Origin of the sequence: Streptomyces sp. NBC_01171 (assembly GCF_045039805.1) — a bacterium.
In the GTDB taxonomy this organism is placed as follows: domain Bacteria; phylum Actinomycetota; class Actinomycetes; order Streptomycetales; family Streptomycetaceae; genus Streptomyces.
On record NZ_CP108609.1, the window covers coordinates 4479763 to 4497436 of the forward strand.

Annotated in this window: 13 protein-coding genes; 11 read left to right on the forward strand and 2 right to left on the reverse strand. The window is 72.8% G+C overall.

The features are described from left to right. The first annotated feature begins 140 nt into the window (after positions 1–140). The 4 genes from lepA to hemW all read left to right on the forward strand — a co-directional run bounded on the left by lepA (position 141) and on the right by hemW (position 7476). Positions 141–2018, forward strand: a complete 1878-nt coding sequence (gene lepA / locus OG448_RS20620) for a translation elongation factor 4 (RefSeq protein ID WP_405555830.1) — start codon at positions 141–143, stop codon at positions 2016–2018. Positions 2019–2298: 280 nt separating this feature from the next. Then, entirely contained in the window at positions 2299–4173 is a 1875-nt protein-coding gene (locus tag OG448_RS20625) for an AMP-dependent synthetase/ligase (RefSeq protein WP_405555832.1), read from the forward strand. A gap of 169 nt (positions 4174–4342) precedes the next feature. Then, positions 4343–6208 carry a SpoIIE family protein phosphatase gene (locus OG448_RS20630; protein ID WP_405558870.1) on the forward strand — a complete coding sequence of 622 codons (1866 nt, stop codon included), beginning with the start codon at positions 4343–4345 and terminating at the stop codon, positions 6206–6208. A 35-nt stretch (positions 6209–6243) separates the two neighbouring features. Further along, positions 6244–7476, forward strand: coding sequence for a radical SAM family heme chaperone HemW (gene hemW, locus OG448_RS20635; RefSeq protein WP_405555834.1), 1233 nt, complete (start codon positions 6244–6246; stop codon positions 7474–7476). Between the two features lie 9 nt (positions 7477–7485). On the opposite strand, the gene OG448_RS20640 is transcribed toward hemW, so the two are convergent. Continuing rightward, positions 7486–8289, reverse strand: coding sequence for a DUF3097 domain-containing protein (locus OG448_RS20640; protein ID WP_405555836.1), 804 nt, complete (start codon positions 8287–8289; stop codon positions 7486–7488). A 34-nt stretch (positions 8290–8323) separates the two neighbouring features. After that, positions 8324–9046, reverse strand: coding sequence for an MBL fold metallo-hydrolase (locus OG448_RS20645; protein ID WP_405555838.1), 723 nt, complete (start codon positions 9044–9046; stop codon positions 8324–8326). A gap of 158 nt (positions 9047–9204) precedes the next feature. Between OG448_RS20645 and hrcA the strand changes: the two genes are divergently transcribed. The 7 genes from hrcA (at position 9205) to OG448_RS20680 (ending at position 17668) form a co-directional block, all read left to right on the forward strand. Beyond that, positions 9205–10221 carry a heat-inducible transcriptional repressor HrcA gene (gene hrcA / locus OG448_RS20650; protein ID WP_361659997.1) on the forward strand — a complete coding sequence of 339 codons (1017 nt, stop codon included), beginning with the start codon at positions 9205–9207 and terminating at the stop codon, positions 10219–10221. Beyond that, entirely contained in the window at positions 10222–11361 is a 1140-nt protein-coding gene (dnaJ, locus tag OG448_RS20655) for a molecular chaperone DnaJ (RefSeq protein ID WP_030814887.1), read from the forward strand. It abuts the gene before it with no gap. A gap of 76 nt (positions 11362–11437) precedes the next feature. Then, the gene (locus OG448_RS20660) at positions 11438–12538 is read left to right on the forward strand and encodes a nitronate monooxygenase (RefSeq protein WP_405555841.1); all 1101 of its coding nucleotides are present in this window, start codon (positions 11438–11440) and stop codon (positions 12536–12538) included. Continuing rightward, entirely contained in the window at positions 12535–13281 is a 747-nt protein-coding gene (locus OG448_RS20665; RefSeq protein WP_405555843.1) for a 16S rRNA (uracil(1498)-N(3))-methyltransferase, read from the forward strand. Before OG448_RS20660 ends, OG448_RS20665 begins: the two co-directional genes overlap by 4 nt. A 78-nt stretch (positions 13282–13359) precedes the next feature. Then, the gene (locus tag OG448_RS20670; protein WP_405555845.1) at positions 13360–13905 is read left to right on the forward strand and encodes a hypothetical protein; all 546 of its coding nucleotides are present in this window, start codon (positions 13360–13362) and stop codon (positions 13903–13905) included. 139 nt (positions 13906–14044) lie between these two features. Continuing rightward, positions 14045–17194: a S41 family peptidase gene (locus OG448_RS20675; protein WP_405558872.1), complete on the forward strand. Its 3150-nt coding sequence runs from the start codon at positions 14045–14047 to the stop codon at positions 17192–17194. A 120-nt stretch (positions 17195–17314) separates the two neighbouring features. Further along, positions 17315–17668: a histidine triad nucleotide-binding protein gene (locus tag OG448_RS20680; protein ID WP_405555847.1), complete on the forward strand. Its 354-nt coding sequence runs from the start codon at positions 17315–17317 to the stop codon at positions 17666–17668. Positions 17669–17674: the final 6 nt, after the last annotated feature.

Here is a 17674-nt window from a genome sequence, read left to right on the forward strand (position 1 = left end):
GGGCATGAGGCACAGCGCTCTACAGTACCAGCGGCCCCGACGGCGGCCCAAAACGCTCCCCGGTCGCTCCCCGTGGGACCATGGAAGCTACGTATAGATCCGACCCGAGGCATAAGGCGCCTCAAGAGACAGGACCCTGCGTGCCCGCGACCCCTAACAATGTGCCCGAGCCGAGCCGTACCGCCCCGGCTCTGATCCGCAACTTCTGCATCATCGCGCACATCGACCACGGCAAGTCCACGCTCGCCGACCGGATGCTCCAGCTCACCGGTGTGGTCGAGCAGCGGCAGATGCGTGCTCAGTACCTCGACCGCATGGACATCGAGCGCGAGCGCGGCATCACGATCAAGTCCCAGGCGGTGCGTCTGCCCTGGGCCCCGACCGAGGGCCCCGACCTGGGCACGACGCACATCCTCAACATGATCGACACGCCGGGCCACGTCGACTTCACCTATGAGGTCTCGCGTTCGCTGGCCGCCTGCGAGGGGACCGTTCTCCTCGTCGACGCCGCTCAGGGCATCGAGGCGCAGACCCTCGCCAACCTGTACCTGGCGATGGAGAACGACCTCAAGATCATCCCGGTGCTCAACAAGATCGACCTGCCGGCCGCGCAGCCGGAGAAGTTCGCCGAGGAGCTGGCGAACCTGGTCGGCTGCGACCCCGACGACGTGCTGAAGGTCTCGGCGAAGACCGGCCTCGGCGTCGACGCGCTGCTGAACAAGGTCGTCAAGGAGATCCCGGCCCCGGTCGGCGACGCGGACGCCCCCGCCCGCGCGATGATCTTCGACTCGGTCTACGACTCCTACCGCGGTGTCGTGACGTACGTCCGTGTCATCGACGGCCAGCTCAACAAGCGTGAGCGCATCCGGATGATGTCCACCGGCGCCACCCACGAGCTGCTGGAGATCGGCGTCAGCTCGCCGGAGATGCGCCCGGCCGACGGTATCGGCGTCGGCGAGGTGGGCTATCTGATCACCGGTGTGAAGGACGTCCGCCAGTCCAAGGTCGGTGACACCGTCACCAGCCAGGCCAAGGGCGCCACCGAGGCGCTCGGTGGCTACAAGGACCCCAAGCCGATGGTCTTCTCGGGCCTGTATCCGCTGGACGGCTCCGACTACCCCGAGCTGCGCGAGGCGCTGGACAAGCTCCAGCTCAACGACGCCGCCCTGGTCTACGAGCCGGAGACCTCCGCCGCCCTCGGGTTCGGTTTCCGCGTCGGCTTCCTCGGCCTGCTGCACCTGGACGTGATCCGGGAGCGGTTGGAGCGCGAGTTCGGCCTCGACCTCATCGCCACCGCGCCCAACGTGGTCTACCGCGTGGTCATGGAGGACGGCACCGAGCACACGGTGACCAACCCGAGCGAGTTCCCCGAGGGCAAGATCAGCGACGTGTACGAGCCGGTCGTGCGCGCCACGATCCTCGCGCCGTCCGAGTTCATCGGCTCGATCATGGAGCTGTGCCAGACCCGGCGCGGCACCCTGCTCGGCATGGACTACCTCTCCGAGGACCGGGTCGAGATCCGTTACACGCTGCCGCTCGCGGAGATCGTCTTCGACTTCTTCGACCAGCTCAAGTCCAAGACCCGCGGCTACGCCTCGCTGGACTACGAGCCCACGGGCGAGCAGAGCAGCTCCCTGGTCAAGGTCGACATCCTGCTGCACGGCGACAAGGTGGACGCCTTCTCGGCGGTCACCCACAAGGACCAGGCGTACGCCTACGGTGTCCGGCTCGTCGCCAAGCTGCGCGAGCTGATCCCGCGGCAGGCGTTCGAGGTGCCGATCCAGGCCGCCATCGGTTCGCGGGTCATCGCCCGTGAGACCATCCGCGCCATCCGCAAGGACGTCCTCGCCAAGTGCTACGGCGGTGACATCTCCCGTAAGCGGAAGCTGCTGGAGAAGCAGAAGGAGGGCAAGAAGCGGATGAAGATGGTGGGTTCCGTGGAGGTTCCCCAGGAGGCGTTCATCGCGGTGCTCTCCAGTGACGACGGCGCCGGAAGCTCGGGCAAGGGCAAGAAGTAGCCCGCAGCCGCGCCGAGTTGTCGGAGCGAAACGGGCGAAGTGGGGCCCGTCGTACACACGTACGGCGGGCCCTCGCTCGTACCGGGGGCCGTCCGGGGGTGGATCTCGATGGGGTTCCGGTGCGAAGTGACAGGCCGTGGCCTCTTACGCGGTGGCCGGTCGCCCCTTACCCTGATCCCTGCTCGCTAGTTACTCGCGGGTTAAACAACAGCTTCGAACCAGCGTGAGTCCACCCAGCCGCACCGAGTCAGCCGCACCGTCGCGGGCCCCGGAGGATGTCGTGAGCGACACACAGACCCTGATCGAGAACCGTCCGCCGTCCGTGGCAGCCCTCTTCCTGGAGCGCGTGGCGGCCACACCGGACGCCGAGGCGTACCGGTACCCGGTACCGGCGGCCTCCGGCGAGGGCCCCGACGAGTGGCGGTCGCTGACCTGGGGCCAGGCGGCGGAGCGGGTGTACGCGATCGCGGCCGGCCTGATCGAGCTGGGGATCGCCTCCGAGCAGCGGGTGGCGCTCGCCTCGTCGACCCGGGTCGAGTGGATTCTGGCCGACCTCGGCATCATGTGCGCGGGCGGTGCCACCACCACCGTCTATCCCCAGACCAACGCCGACGAGTCGTCGTTCATCCTGTCCGACTCCGAGAGCCGGGTGCTGATCGCGGAGGACGCCGCCCAGGTCGCCAAGGCGCTGGAGCGGCGCGCGGAGCTGCCCGCGCTGACCAAGGTCGTCGTGATCGACCCGGAGGGCGCCGAGACGGGTGACTGGGTGATCACCCTCGCCGAGCTGGAGAAGCGCGGCACCGCCTACCTGGAGCAGCACCCCGAGCTGATCAAGGAGCGGGTCGGCGCGATCACCCGCGACCAGCTCGCCACCCTCATCTACACCTCCGGCACCACCGGCCGCCCCAAGGGCGTGCGGCTGCCGCACGACAACTGGGCCTACATGGCGCGGGCCATCGGGTCGACCGACCTGGTCTCCGCCGACGACGTGCAGTACCTCTGGCTGCCGCTCGCCCACGTCTTCGGCAAGGTGCTCACCTCCGGCCAGATCGAGGTCGGCCACGTCACCGCTGTCGACGGCCGCGTGGACAAGATCATCGAGAACCTGCCCGTGGTCCGGCCGACCTACATGGCCGCCGTGCCGCGCATCTTCGAGAAGGTCTACAACGGCGTCGCCGCCAAGGCCCGCGAGGGCGGCGCGGCCAAGTACAAGATCTTCCAGTGGGCCGCCGAGGTCGCCCGCGAGTACGCCAAGGCGTCCCAGGACAGCTTCCGCCGCACCGGCACCGCCTCCGTGCCGTTCGCGCTGGCCGCCAAGCACAAGGCCGCCGACGCCCTGGTCTACGGCAAGCTGCGCGAGGCGTTCGGCGGCAGACTGCGCGCCTGCGTCTCCGGCGCCTCCGCCCTCGCCCCCGAGATCGGCTACTTCTTCGCGGGCGCCGGCATCCACATCCTGGAGGGGTACGGCCTCACCGAGACCTCGGCCGCCTCCTTCGTGAACCCCGGCGAGGCGTACCGCACCGGCACGGTCGGCAAGCCGCTGCCCGGCTGCGAGGTGCGCATCGCGGACGACGGCGAGATCCTGCTGCGCGGCCCCGGCGTCATGGAGGGCTACCACCAGCAGCCCGAGAAGACCGCCGAGGTGCTGGAGTCCGACGGCTGGTTCCACACCGGCGACATCGGCGAGCTGTCCGCCGACGGCTATCTGCGCATCACCGACCGCAAGAAGGACCTCATCAAGACCTCGGGCGGCAAGTACGTGGCGCCCGCGGAGGTCGAGGGCCAGTTCAAGGCGGTCTGCCCCTACGTCTCCAACATCCTGGTGCACGGCGCCGACCGGAACTACTGCACCGCCCTCATCGCGCTCGACGAGGCCGCGATCCTCCAGTGGGCCGCCGAGAACGGACTCGAGGGCAAGTCGTACGCCGAGGTGGTGGCCGCGCCGCAGACCGTCGAACTGGTCGACGGCTTCGTGAAGCAGCTCAACGAGGGGCTGCAGCGCTGGCAGACCATCAAGAAGTTCCGGCTGCTGCCGCGCGACCTCGACGTGGAGCACGGCGAGATCACGCCCAGCCTGAAGCTGAAGCGGCCCGTGGTCGAGCGGGAGTACAAGGGCCTGATCGACGAGATGTACAACGGGGCCCGCGAGGCGTGAGGAGCACCCACCGGGGTGGTTTTTCGGCCGCCCCGACGGGTCTCTTTCGGCCATGACCGGAATTGACCGCCTTCTGGCCGGGCGGTAACACAGTTCGCCGTCACGAGCGTTCACTTCGGTGACTCGGTGCTTATGCGTCCCGCCTGTCTGTCACGCTGGCCGCATGGACATGGCGGCCATACCCGCGCAGCGGGCGGGCGGCGCCGGGGCGGACGAGGCGCCGGCGCCCTCCGGCACGCGCCCGCTCGCCGAGGGCCGGGCCACCCTCCCCGGCAGCCCCGCCGCCCCCGGCTCGGTCCGCGCCCTGGTCCGCGCCGCCTTCACCGACTGGGCCGGCCTCGGCCTCACCGGCCCCGACGGCGCCGCCCGGCTCGGCGAGGACGCCACCGCCGTCGTCAGCGAACTCGTCACCAACGCCGTCGTCCACGCCGGCACCGAGGTCGAGGTCGACTGGCGGCTGGAGGAGAGCGGCGCCTTCGTCGTGGAGGTCCACGACCAGCACCCCGCCCGCGCCCCGCGCGACCCCGCCGACGAGGCCCCGTACGACACCCCCGAGCACGGGCGCGGGCTGCGCCTGGTCGCCACGCTCGCCGAGTCCTGGGGCGTCACCTACCGCACCGGCCGCAAGACCGTCTGGGCCCGTCTGCCGCCCGGCGGCGCCCAGGAGCCCGACGGTCCCGCGCCCGCCCCCGCCCTGGTCGCCGCCGAGGCCCTCGCCCCGCAGCCGCAGCGCGCCGCGGGCGACCGGGACTGGCTCGGCCGGGGTGCGCTCACCTTCCTCGCCGAAGCCTCCGACCTGCTCGCCGGACAGCTCGACGAGAACCTCGTCGCCGCCCTCACCGGCCAGTTGATCGTGCCCCGGCTCGCGGACTGGTGCGCCATCTGGCTGGAGGACGAGGCGACCGTACGCAGCGGCGGCGACGGCCCCGCCCGGGTCTGGCACACCAGCGAGGCCCGCATCGAGGACCTCCAGCGGGCCCTGGAGAAGGAACCCCCGCGCTCCCCCCACACCGTGCCCTCCGGCCCCGAGTCCTACCCCTGGCCCGGCACCGCGCTCGGCCCCGAGGGCGCCCACGGCACCGCCCTCGCCTACCGCCTGGTCGCCGGCGGCCGCCCGCTCGGCACCCTCCTCATCGGCCGCTGCGGACTGCTCGGCTTCCCCGACGAGGTCACCGGCCTGGTCGAGGACCTCGGTCGCCGGGTCGCCCTCGCCATCGGGGCCGCCCGCCAGTACGCCCGCCAGGCCACCATCAGCGCCGTCCTCCAGCGCGGCCTGCTGCCCGGCGCGGTCGCCGAGATCCCCGGCATGACCAGCGCCCTCGTGTACGAGCCCCGCGACCAGGGCGGCCCCAGCGGCGACTTCTACGACCTCTTCCCGGCCGGACACGGCCGCTGGTGCTTCGCCGTCGGCGACGTGCAGGGCAAGGGCCCCGAGGCCGCCGTCGTCATCGGGCTCGCCCGCCCCTGGCTCCGGCTGCTCGCCCGCGAGGGGTACGGCGTCGCGGACGTCCTCGACCGCCTCAACCAGCTCCTCCTGGACGACGCCACCGAGGCCGCCGACGCCGCCGCCCGCGCCCTGATCGCCGCCGGAGGCGGACCCTTCGCCCCCGGCGACGGCCCGCAGACCCGGTTCCTGTCCCTGCTCTACGGCGAGCTGACCCCCGTCGACGGCGGCGTCCGCTGCACCCTCGCCTCCGCCGGACACCCGCTGCCCCTGGTGCTGCGCCCCGACGGCCGGGTCAGCACCGCAGCCCGCCCGCAGACCCTGCTCGGCGTCGTCGAGGACGAGACCTACACCAGCGAGACCATCGAGCTGCGCCCCGGCGACAGCCTGCTGTGCGTCACCGACGGGGTGACCGAGCGCCGGTCCGGCACCGACCAGTTCGACGACGGGGACGGGCTCGCCCGGGCCCTCTCCGGCTGTACGGGCCTGAGCGCCGAGCACATCGCGGACCGCATCCGCGCCCTCGTGCACGGCTTCGGTGAGGACGCACCCGAGGATGATCTCGCCCTGCTGGTGCTCCAGGCGCAGTGAACGGGGCCGGCGCGCGGTGCGGGACAATGGAGGACATGCCTTCCGCACTCCCCGACGGCGAGTCCGTCCCCGACGACGGCGCGCTGCCCGCCGCCGCGCTAGCCGGCGCCGCCGAGCGGCCCCTCGGGTTCTATCTGCACGTCCCGTACTGCGCGACCCGCTGCGGCTACTGCGACTTCAACACCTACACCGCCACCGAGCTGCGCGGCACGGGCGGTGTCCTCGCCTCGCGGGACAACTACGCGGACACCGTCGTGGAGGAGATCCGGCTCGCCCGCAAGGTGCTCGGCGACGACCCCCGCGAGGTCCGTACGGTCTTCGTCGGCGGCGGTACGCCCACCCTGCTGGCCGCCGCGGACCTGGTGCGGATGCTGGGCGCGATCCGGGACGAGTTCGGCCTCGCACCCGACGCCGAGATCACCACCGAGGCCAACCCGGACTCCGTCGACCCGGCCTACCTGGCCACCCTGCGCGAGGGGGGCTTCAACCGGCTCTCCTTCGGCATGCAGAGCGCCAAGCCGCACGTCCTTCAGATCCTCGACCGCACCCACACCCCCGGCCGCCCCGAGGCATGCGTGGCCGAAGCCCGCGCGGCCGGGTTCGAGCACGTCAACCTCGACCTGATCTACGGCACCCCCGGCGAGTCCGACGACGACTGGCGCGCCTCCCTGGAGGCGGCGCTCGGCGCGGGCCCCGACCACATCAGCGCCTACGCCCTGATCGTCGAGGAGGGCACCCAGCTCGCCCGGCGCATCCGGCGCGGCGAGGTCCCGATGACCGACGACGACGTGCACGCCGACCGGTACCTCATCGCCGAGGAGATGCTCACCGCGGCGGGCCTGCACTGGTACGAGGTCTCCAACTGGGCCACCTCCGAGGCGGCCCGCTGCCTGCACAACGAGCTGTACTGGCGCGGCGCCGACTGGTGGGGCGCGGGCCCCGGCGCCCACAGTCACGTCGGTGGAGTGCGCTGGTGGAACGTCAAGCACCCCGGCGCCTACGCCGCCGCCCTCGCCGCGGGCCGCACCCCCGGCGCGGGCCGCGAACTCCTCTCCGAGGAGGACCGCCGAGTCGAACGCATCCTCCTGGAACTCCGCCTGCGCGACGGCGTCCCGCTGTCCCTCCTGAAGCCGGCCGGCCTGACAGCCGCCGCCCGCGCCCTGACCGACGGCCTCCTGAACCCCGCCCCCTACGCCGAGGGCCGCGCCACCCTCACCCTGCGCGGACGCCTGCTGGCGGACGCGGTGGTGCGGGATCTGGTGGACTGAACCGGGCCATTACGCCTCGGCTGTGACGAAGTCGATCAGCTCCTCCACCCGCCCCAGCAGCTCCGGCTCCAGGTCCCGATAGGACGTCACCTTCGCCAGGATCGCCTGCCACACCGCACCGGTGTTCTCCGGCCAGCCCAGGGCCTTGCAGACGCCCTTCTTCCAGTCCTGGCCTCGGGGGACGCGGGGCCAGGCGGGGATGCCGACGGCCGACGGCTTCACGGCCTCCCAGATGTCGATGTACGGGTGGCCGACCACCAGGGCGTGGTCGCTGGTGACCGACTGGGCGATGCGCCACTCCTTGGTGCCGGGCAGCAGGTGGTCCACCAGGACACCCAGGCGGGCGTCCGCGTCGGGGCCGAATTCGGCCACGATGGCGGGCAGGTCGTCCACGCCCTCCAGGTACTCCACGACGACGCCCTCGATGCGCAGGTCGTCGCCCCACACCTTCTCGACCAGCTCGGCGTCGTGCCTGCCCTCGACGTAGATCCGGCCGGCGCGGGCCACGCGGGCGCGGGCGCCGGGCACGGCGACCGAGCCGGAGGCGGTGCGGGCGGGCTTCACCGGGGCGGCGGCCGGACGGACCAGGGTGACCGGGCGGCCCTCCAGCAGGAAGCCGCGTGGCTCCAGCGGGAACACCCGGTGCTTGCCGAAACGGTCCTCCAGCGTCACCGTGCCCGCCTCGCAGCGGATCACCGCCCCGCAGAACCCGGTACCGGGCTCCTCCACCACCAGTCCCGCCTCCGCCGCCACCTCGGGCACCGGCTGCGGCTTCTTCCAGGGGGCGGTCAGGTCGGGGGAGTAGTCGCGCATTCCGCAGACGATAGGAGAAGTCGCCGCCCGGTACTCAGGACACGCCGAAACGCGCTGCCAGGGCGTCGCGTTGGCGCCGTACGAAGGCCGCGTCGACCACCGCTCCGTGACCGGGTACGTACAGCGCGTCCTCGCCGCCGAGGGCCAGCAGCCGGTCCAGCGCGTCCGGCCAGCGGGACGGCACCGCGTCCGGGCCCGCCTGCGGCTCCCCGGACTCCTCGGCCAGGTCGCCGCAGAAGACGACCTCGGGGGAGCCGGGCACCAGCACCGCGAGATCGTGGGCGGTGTGGCCGGGGCCGACGTTGGCCAGCAGCACCTGGCGGCCGCGGCCGAGGTCGAGCGTCCACTCGCCGGACACCGCGTGCGCGGGCGGCACCAGGGCGCGTACCGCGGCCTCCGCCTCCCCGGCCGGGACACCGTGCTCGACCGCGTCCCGCCGCAGCGCCTCCCGCTCGTGGCGGAACACCACGTCCAGCCCGACCGCGCCGTAGACCTCCGCCCCGGCGAAGGCGGGGGCGCCCAGGACATGATCGAAGTGCGGGTGGGTCAGCGCGAGATGGGTCACATCCCGTCCGGCCAGCGTCCGCACGGCGGCCCGCAGCGCGGCCCCCTCGGCGAGGCTCGACCCCGCGTCCACCACCAGCGCCGTGTCCGCGCCCACGACCAGCCCCACCGTGCAGTCCCAGCCCGGCAGCCGGCACCGGCCCACCCCTTCGGCCAGCCGCTCCCATCCGAGGTCTTCCCAAGTCACCGTCATACCCGGACGCTAACGGCGGACAAGCCGGGCGGACCGCACCGACCTTGCCCGGTGAGCACCCCACGGCCGTACACTGGCCGGGGAAGTCTGGCACTCGCACACGCAGAGTGCCAGGCGGGACACCGTAAGGGCCATGGGGCGACGTGACGGAGGTGCGCATGCTGAGCGAACGCAGGCTGCAGGTACTGCGCGCCATCGTGCAGGACTATGTCGGCACCGAGGAGCCCGTCGGCTCCAAGGCCCTCACCGAACGGCACAGCCTCGGTGTCTCCCCGGCCACCGTGCGCAACGACATGGCCGCGCTGGAGGAGGAGGGCTTCATCGCCCAGCCGCACACCAGCGCCGGGCGCATCCCCACCGACAAGGGCTACCGGCTCTTCGTCGACAAGCTCGCCGGCGTGAAGCCGATGACGGCGCCCGAGCGGCGCGCGATCCAGAACTTCCTGGAGGGCGCGGTCGACCTCGACGACGTCGTGGCCCGCACCGTCCGGCTGCTCGCGCAGCTCACCCGGCAGGTCGCCGTCGTGCAGTACCCCTCGCTGACCCGGTCCACCGTGCGGCATGTGGAACTGCTCTCACTCGCCCCCGCCCGCGTGATGCTCGTACTGATCACCGACACCGGCCGGGTCGAGCAGCGGATGGTCGACTGCCCCGCCCCGTTCGGCGAGGCACCGCTCGCGGACCTGCGCGCGCGGCTCAACAGCAAGGTGGCCGGGCGCCGGTTCACCGACGTACCGCGACTGGTCGAGGACCTCCCCGATGCCTTCGAGGCGGAGGAGCGCGGTACGGTCTCCACAGTGCTCTCCACTCTGCTGGAGACACTGGTCGAGGAGAACGAGGAACGGCTGATGATCGGCGGCACCGCCAATCTCACCCGTTTCGGACATGACTTCCCCCTGGTGATCCGGCCCGTGCTGGAAGCCCTGGAGGAGCAGGTCGTGCTCCTCAAACTCCTCGGCGAAGCCAAAGATCCGGGCGTGACCGTGCGTATCGGGCACGAGAACGCCCACGAGGGACTCAACTCCACGTCCGTCGTGTCGGTCGGCTACGGTTCGGGCGGCGAGGCGGTTGCCAAGCTCGGCGTGGTCGGACCGACCCGCATGGACTATCCGGGAACGATGGGAGCGGTACGCGCAGTGGCACGGTACGTCGGACAGATCCTGGCGGAGTCGTAAGTGGCCACGGATTACTACGCCGTTCTCGGCGTGCGCCGCGACGCGTCGCAGGATGAGATCAAGAAGGCGTTCCGCAGGCTCGCGCGCGAGCTGCATCCGGACGTCAACCCCGATCCGAAGACCCAGGAGCGGTTCAAGGAGATCAACGCCGCCTACGAGGTGCTGTCGGACCCGCAGAAGAAGCAGGTCTACGACCTCGGCGGCGACCCCCTCTCGCAGGCCGGCGGCGCCGGTGGCGCGGGCGGTTTCGGGGCCGGCGGCTTCGGCAACTTCTCCGACATCATGGACGCGTTCTTCGGTACGGCGTCGCAGCGCGGCCCGCGCTCGCGGACCCGGCGCGGCCAGGACGCGATGATCCGGATCGAGGTCGAGCTGGACGAGGCGGCCTTCGGCACGACCAAGGACATCCAGGTCGACACCGCGGTCGTCTGCAACACGTGCAGCGGCGAGGGCGCGGCCCCCGGCACCTCCGCGCAGACCTGTGACATGTGCCGCGGCCGCGGCGAGGTCTCCCAGGTCACCCGGTCCTTCCTGGGCCAGGTCATGACCTCCCGCCCCTGCCCGCAGTGCCAGGGCTTCGGCACCGTGGTCCCGACCCCGTGCCCCGAGTGCGCGGGCGACGGCCGGGTCCGCTCCCGGCGCACCCTGACCGTGAAGATCCCCGCCGGTGTCGACAACGGCACCCGCATCCAGCTCGCGGGCGAGGGCGAGGTCGGCCCCGGCGGCGGCCCCGCCGGCGACCTGTACGTCGAGATCCACGAGCTGCCGCACTCCACCTTCCAGCGGCGCGGCGACGACCTGCACTGCACGGTCACCATCCCGATGACGGCCGCGGCCCTCGGCACCAAGGTGCCGCTGGAGACGCTGGACGGCATGGAGGAGGTCGACATCCGGCCCGGCACCCAGTCCGGCCAGTCGATCCCGCTGCACAACCGGGGCGTCACGCATCTGCGCGGCGGCGGCCGGGGCGACCTGATCGTGCACGTCGAGGTCACCACCCCGACCAAGCTCGACGCCGAGCAGGAGCGGGTGCTGCGGGAGCTGTCCAAGCTGCGCGGCGAGGAGCGGCCCACGGGGCAGTTCCAGCCCGGCCAGCAGGGCTTGTTCTCCCGGCTGAAGGACGCGTTCAACGGACGCTGACGGCGGGGGGCGCCCGGTGCGCCCCCACGCCCGGGCCGGATTCGGACCAGTCCGGCGGACATGACACCATGCGGACATGTCCTCCGCACTGGCCGATCTCGTCGTGCATCCGATCGTGCAGGCCCCCATGGCGGGCGGTGTCGCCGTGCCGGAACTGGCCGCCGCCGTCTCCGAGGCCGGAGGGCTCGGTTTCCTCGCCGCCGGCTACAAGACCGCGGACGGCATGTACCGCGAGATCAAACGCCTGCGCGGGCTGACCAGCCGCCCCTTCGGCGTCAACCTCTTCCTGCCCCAGCCCGCCCACGCCGAGTCCGGCGCCATCGAGCTGTACGCGCAGCAACTGGCCGGTGAGGCCGCCTGGTACGAGACGGAGACCGGCGACCCCGACGGCGGCCGCGACGACGGCTACGACGCCAAGCTCGCCGTCCTGCTGGACGACCCCGTCGCCGCCGTCTCCTTCCACTTCGGCGTGCCCGACCCGGAGGTGCTGGCCGCGCTGCGCCGGGCCGGGACCGTCACGCTGGTCACCGCCACCACCGTCGAGGAGGCCCGCGCGGTGGAGCGGGCCGGGGCGGACGCGGTGATCGCGCAGGGCATCGAGGCGGGCGGCCACCAGGGCACCCACCGCGACCTCGCGGAGAACGACGGCACCGGCCTCGGCCTGCTGTCCCTGGTCACACAGGTCGCGCAGGCCGTCGAGATCCCGGTCGTCGCCGCGGGAGGCATCATGCGGGGCGCCCAGATCGCCGCCGTCCTCGCCGCCGGGGCCACCGCCGCCCAGCTCGGCACCGCCTTCCTCGCCACCCCCGAGTCCGGCGCCCCCGACACCCACAAGCGGGCGCTTACCGACCCGGTGTTCCCGCGCACCGAGCTGACCCGCGCCTTCTCAGGGCGCCCGGCGCGCGCCCTGACCAACCGCTTCCTGCGCGAGCACGGGCCGTACGCGCCCGCCGCCTACCCGGACGTGCACCACCTGACCGCGCCGCTGCGCAAGGCCGCCACCGCCGCCGGGGACGCCCAGGGCATGTCGCTGTGGGCGGGCCAGGGCCACCGGCTGGCCCGGCCGCTGCCCGCGGGCGAACTCGTCCGCACCCTCGCCGCCGAACTCAACCTCGTACGCGGTGAGTTCGGGCGGCAGCACCGACCGATCCGAGCCCAGGGAGGAGGCGCGCGATGACCGCGCCCGTCTTCGTCGTCGAGCACTTCCGCACGGACGGCACCCGGTACGTACTCGACGGCCCCGAGGGGCGGCACGCCGTCTCCGTGAAGCGGCTGGAGCCCGGTGAGGAGGTCGTCCTCACCGACGGCACCGGACGCTACGCGGTCTGCCGGGTCACCGGCACCGAGGGCAAGGACCGGCTGATCGTCGACCTGCCCGAGGTGCGCGAGGAGCCGGAGCCCCGGCCGCGCATCACCGTCGTGCAGGCGCTGCCCAAGGGTGACCGGGGCGAACTCGCCGTGGAGACGATGACCGAGACCGGGGTCGACGCGATCGTGCCCTGGCAGGCGTCGCGCTGCATCACCCAGTGGAAGGGCGAGCGGGGGCTGAAGGCGCTGGGCAAGTGGCGCTCCACCGCCCGCGAGGCGGGCAAGCAGTCACGCCGGGTCCGCTTCCCCGAGGTAGCGGACACCGCCTCCACCAAGCAGGTCGCCGCGCTGCTCGCGGGGGCCGACTTCGCCGCCGTACTGCACTCCGACTTCGAGCACGAGTCGGTTCCGCTGGCCACCGCCGAACTGCCCGCCGAGGGCGAGATCGTGCTCGTCATCGGACCCGAAGGTGGTGTCTCCCGCGACGAGTTGGCCCTCTTCGAAGAGGCCGGCGCCCGTGCCTGCGTACTCGGCCCCTCCGTCCTGCGCACCTCCACCGCGGGCACCGCGGCGACCGCCCTCCTGCTCGGCCGTACCGGCCGCTGGTCCTGAAAGGGACGTGCCGCACGTTCGGGTGACTGGCCGTATGCGGCCTTCCGCCGTGGGGGTGGCGGTGGCACGCTGGAGTGTATGGGGGCTTCGAGGTGGAATCGGTGGGCGCCGGGGGCCGGGCGGGTGCTGGCCGCCGGTGGACTCGCGGTGCTCGTGGTGGGCACGGTGACGGGGTGTCAGCCGGGGGAGCTGGGGGCGGCCTCGGTCGCGTACACCACCGACTCGACGGCGACCGACGCGCTGAAGAAGCGTGACGTGGACGTGAGTTGGCTGACCTGTACCGGGCGGCAGGACGGCGGGTCGGCCAGTGGGTCGCCGAGCGAGTCCACCGTCGTCACCGTCGACTGCCAGGGGAAGACCAAGGACGGGCGGGACATCACCGTCACGGGCAAGGTGACCCGCGCGGTGAACGGGGCCTGTGTGCGCGGGAACCTCACCGCCAAGGTCGGCGGACGGCGGGTCTTCCGGGTGAGCGGGCTCGGCAACTGCGACGCCACCCCGGTCTACACCCCGCCCGCCACCTACCGGCCGCCCGGACAGCCCAGGCCCACGGTGACCGTCACCGTCACCCGCACCCTGTGGTGCGAGAACGACCCCTCGTGCCGGCCCGTCCAGGGCAAGTGACGTCCAGGGCGAGTGCCAGGGGGAGTGATCAATTCCGGGTCCAGGGGCGGATGTTCGCGCGTAGGGTGATCACGTGACTCACGGTGCTGCCACGGAAAACGCCGCCTCGTACCTCCGATTCCCGCATGTGCGGGGTGACTTGGTCACCTTCACCGCCGAGGACGACGTCTGGGTCGCCCCACTGGACGGCGGCCGCGCCTGGCGGGTCAGCGCCGACGGGGTCCCCGTGAACCACCCCCGCATCTCGCCCGACGGCACCACCCTCGCCTGGACCTCCCGCCGCGACGGCGCCCCCGAGGTGCACACCGCCCCCGTGGACGGCGGGCCCTCCCGGCGCCTGACCCACTGGGGCAACGCCCGCACCCAGGTCCGCGACTGGACCCCCGACGGCGAGGTGCTGGCGGTCAGCGCGGCCGGACGGCACAGCACCCGCCACAGCTGGGCCCGTACCGTCCCGCTCGACGGCGGTCCGGCCGCCACCCTCCCGTACGGCCCCGTCGGCGCCGTCGCCCACGGCCCGCACACCGTGCTGCTGTCCGCCTCGATGAACCGGGACGCCTCCGCGTGGAAGCGCTACCGGGGCGGCACCGCGGGCAAGCTGTGGATCGACCGGGACGGCGACGGCGAGTTCGTCCGGCTGCACGAGGAACTGGACGGCAACCTCGAGTACCCCTCCTGGGTCGGCGACCGCATCGCCTTCCTCTCCGACCACGAGGGCACCGGCGCCCTGTACTCCTCCCTCGCCGACGGCTCCGACCTGCGCCGTCACACCCCGCTCGGCGGTTTCTACGCCCGGCACGCCGCGAGCGACGGCACTCGTGTCGTCTACGTCAGTGCCGGGCAGCTCTGGGTGCTGGACGACCTCGACGGCGCCGAGCCGCGCCGCCCCGGCATCCGGCTCGGCGGGCCCCGTACCGACCTCCAGCCCTTCGTCCTGGACGCCGCCCGCTGGCTGGACTCCGCCACCCCCGACCACACCGGGCGCGGCAGCGCGGTCGCCGTGCGCGGCACCGTCCACTGGGTCACCCACCGTGCCGGACCGGCCCGCGCCCTCGCGGCGGAGCCCGGCGTACGGGCGCGGCTGCCGCGCGCCTTCCGTGCGGGCGGCGAGGAGTGGGTGGTGTGGGTGACCGACGCCGAGGGCGACGACGCGCTGGAGTTCGCCCCCGCCACCGGCCTGGCCCCCGGCACCGCCCCGCGCCGCCTGGGCGCCGGACAGCTCGGCCGCGTCCTCGAACTCGCCATGTCCCCGGACGGCACCCGAGCCGCCGTCGCCTCCCACGACGGCAGGCTGCTGCTGGTCGAGCGGGAGACCGGCGAGATCCGCGAGGTCGACCGCAGCGAGCACGGCGACCCGCACGGCCTGGCCTTCTCACCCGACTCCGGCTGGCTCGCCTGGGCCCACCCCGGCCCGCGCCCGCTCTCCCAGATCCGGCTCGCGGCCACCACCGACCTCACCGTCACCGAGGCCACCCCGCTGCGCTTCGCCGACTACGAGCCCGTCTTCACCCTCGACGGCCGCCACCTCGCCTTCCTCTCCAACCGCGCCTTCGACCCCGTCTTCGACACCCACGTCTTCGACCTGGCCTTCGTGGAGGGCGCCCGCCCGCACCTCGTCACCCTCGCGGCGACGACACCGTCCCCCTTCGGCCCGCAGCGCCACGGCCGCCCCTTCGGCACCCCCGACCGGGACGAGACCCCCGGCGCAGAGGGCACCCCCACGACCCGCGTCGACCTCGACGGGCTCGCCGACCGCATCGTGCCCTTCCCCGTCGAGGCCGCCCGGTACGGCAACCTGCGCGCCGCCAAGGACGGCGTGCTCTGGCTGCGCCACCCGGTGCGCGGTGTCCTCGGCGCCTCCCGCGCCACCCCGGACGCCCCCGACCCCAAGACCGAGCTGGAGCGGTACGACCTCGCCCAGCACCGGCTGGAGCACCTGGCCGCCGACGCCGACGACTTCGAGGTCAGCGGCGACGGCCGCCGCGTCCTGCTGTGGAGCGACGGCAGGCTCCGGGTCGTCCCCGCCGACCGCCGCGCCCCCGACGACGAGGACGGCGACGCCCGCGTCACCGTCGACCTCGGCCGCATCCGGCACACCGTCGACCCGGTCGCCGAGTGGCGGCAGATGTACGACGAGACGGGCCGGCTCATGCGGGACAACTTCTGGCGCCCCGACATGGGCGGCGTCGACTGGGACGGCGTCCTGGACCGCTACCGTCCCGTGCTCGAGCGCGTCGCCACCCATGACGACCTCGTCGACCTCCTCTGGGAGGTGCACGGCGAACTCGGCGCCTCCCACGCCTACGTCATGCCGCACGGCAACGGGGGCGAAGGCGCCCGCCAGGGGTTGCTCGGCGCCGACATCTCCCGCCACGAGGACGGCAGTTGGCGCGTCGACCGGGTGCTGCCCTCGGAGACCTCCGACCCCGACGCCCGCTCCCCGCTCGCCTCGCCCGGTGTCGCCGTACGCCCCGGTGACACCCTCCTCGCCATCGGCGGCCACCCCGTCGACCCGGTCGCCGGGCCCGGCCCGCTGCTGCTCGGCACGGCCGGGAAACCCGTCGAGCTGACCATCGGCCCGGCCGGTGGCGGCGAGCCCCGGCACGCGGTCGTCGTCCCGCTCGCCGACGAGGAGCCGCTGCGCTACCACGCCTGGGTCGCCGGCCGCCGCGCCCACGTCCACGAACGCTCCGGCGGCCGTCTCGGCTACCTCCACGTCCCCGACATGCAGGCCCCCGGCTGGGCCCAGATCCACCGCGACCTGCGCGTGGAGGTCACCCGCGAGGGCCTGGTCGTCGACGTCCGCGAGAACCGCGGCGGCAACACCTCCCAGCTCATCGTGGAGAAGCTCGCCCGCCGCATCGTCGGCTGGGACCTCCCCCGCGGCATGCGCCCCGAGAGCTACCCACAGGACGCCCCCCGAGGCCCCGTCGTAGCGGTCGCCGACGAGTTCTCCGGCTCCGACGGCGACATCGTCAACGCCGCCATCCGAGCCCTCGGCATCGGCCCCGTGGTCGGCACCCGGACCTGGGGCGGCGTCATCGGCATCGACAGCCGCTACAGCCTGGTGGACGGCACGATCATCACCCAGCCCAAGTACGCCTTCTGGCTGGAGGGCGCAGGCTGGAACGTGGAGAACCACGGGGTGGACCCGGACGTGGAGATCCCGATGCGCCCCCAGGACTGGGCAGCGGACGAGGACCCCCAACTGAACGAAGCGATAAGGCTGGCCCTGGAAGCACTGGAGAGACAGCCCGCAAAGACACCACCCACTCTGCCAACTTCTTAGGGGCGCGGGGCTGTGTCGATCTGCGGCTCCGCGGCGGGGGCGCGACCAGCCCCCACGCACCCGCACAAGAACAACTAGGATGCCAAGGCCAACCCCAGACGGCGAAAGCGAGCGCAGCGAATGGCCGGCGAACCCCAGGAAGACTGCCTCTTCTGCAACATCATCGCGGGCAAGATCCCCGCGGACGTGGTCCGCGAGACGGACACCACGCTCGCCTTCCGGGACATCAACCCCCAGGCCCCCACCCACATCCTGGTGATCCCCAAGGCCCACTACAAGAACGCCGCGGAACTGGCCGCACAAGCCCCGCACCTCGCCGCCGACGTCCTCGTGGAGACCCGTGGAGTCGCCGAGGGCGAATCCCTGGAGAGCTACCGCACCGTCTTCAACACCGGCAGCGGCGCGGGCCAGACCGTCTGGCACGCCCACGCGCACGTCCTCGGCGGCCGCGGTCTGAACTGGCCCCCCGGGTAACCCTCG

Excerpts from the sequence above, each read along its gene's own strand:
- OG448_RS20630 (WP_405558870.1), top strand. The coding sequence starts at position 4,343 with ATGGCGGCCATACCCGCGCAGCGGGCGGGCGGCGCCGGGGCGGACGAG.
- hemW (WP_405555834.1), top strand. The coding sequence starts at position 6,244 with ATGCCTTCCGCACTCCCCGACGGCGAGTCCGTCCCCGACGACGGCGCG.
- OG448_RS20640 (WP_405555836.1), bottom strand. The coding sequence starts at position 8,289 with ATGCGCGACTACTCCCCCGACCTGACCGCCCCCTGGAAGAAGCCGCAG.
- OG448_RS20645 (WP_405555838.1), bottom strand. The coding sequence starts at position 9,046 with ATGACGGTGACTTGGGAAGACCTCGGATGGGAGCGGCTGGCCGAAGGG.
- hrcA (WP_361659997.1), top strand. The coding sequence starts at position 9,205 with ATGCTGAGCGAACGCAGGCTGCAGGTACTGCGCGCCATCGTGCAGGAC.
- OG448_RS20660 (WP_405555841.1), top strand. The coding sequence starts at position 11,438 with ATGTCCTCCGCACTGGCCGATCTCGTCGTGCATCCGATCGTGCAGGCC.
- OG448_RS20665 (WP_405555843.1), top strand. The coding sequence starts at position 12,535 with ATGACCGCGCCCGTCTTCGTCGTCGAGCACTTCCGCACGGACGGCACC.
- OG448_RS20670 (WP_405555845.1), top strand. The coding sequence starts at position 13,360 with ATGGGGGCTTCGAGGTGGAATCGGTGGGCGCCGGGGGCCGGGCGGGTG.
- OG448_RS20680 (WP_405555847.1), top strand. The coding sequence starts at position 17,315 with ATGGCCGGCGAACCCCAGGAAGACTGCCTCTTCTGCAACATCATCGCG.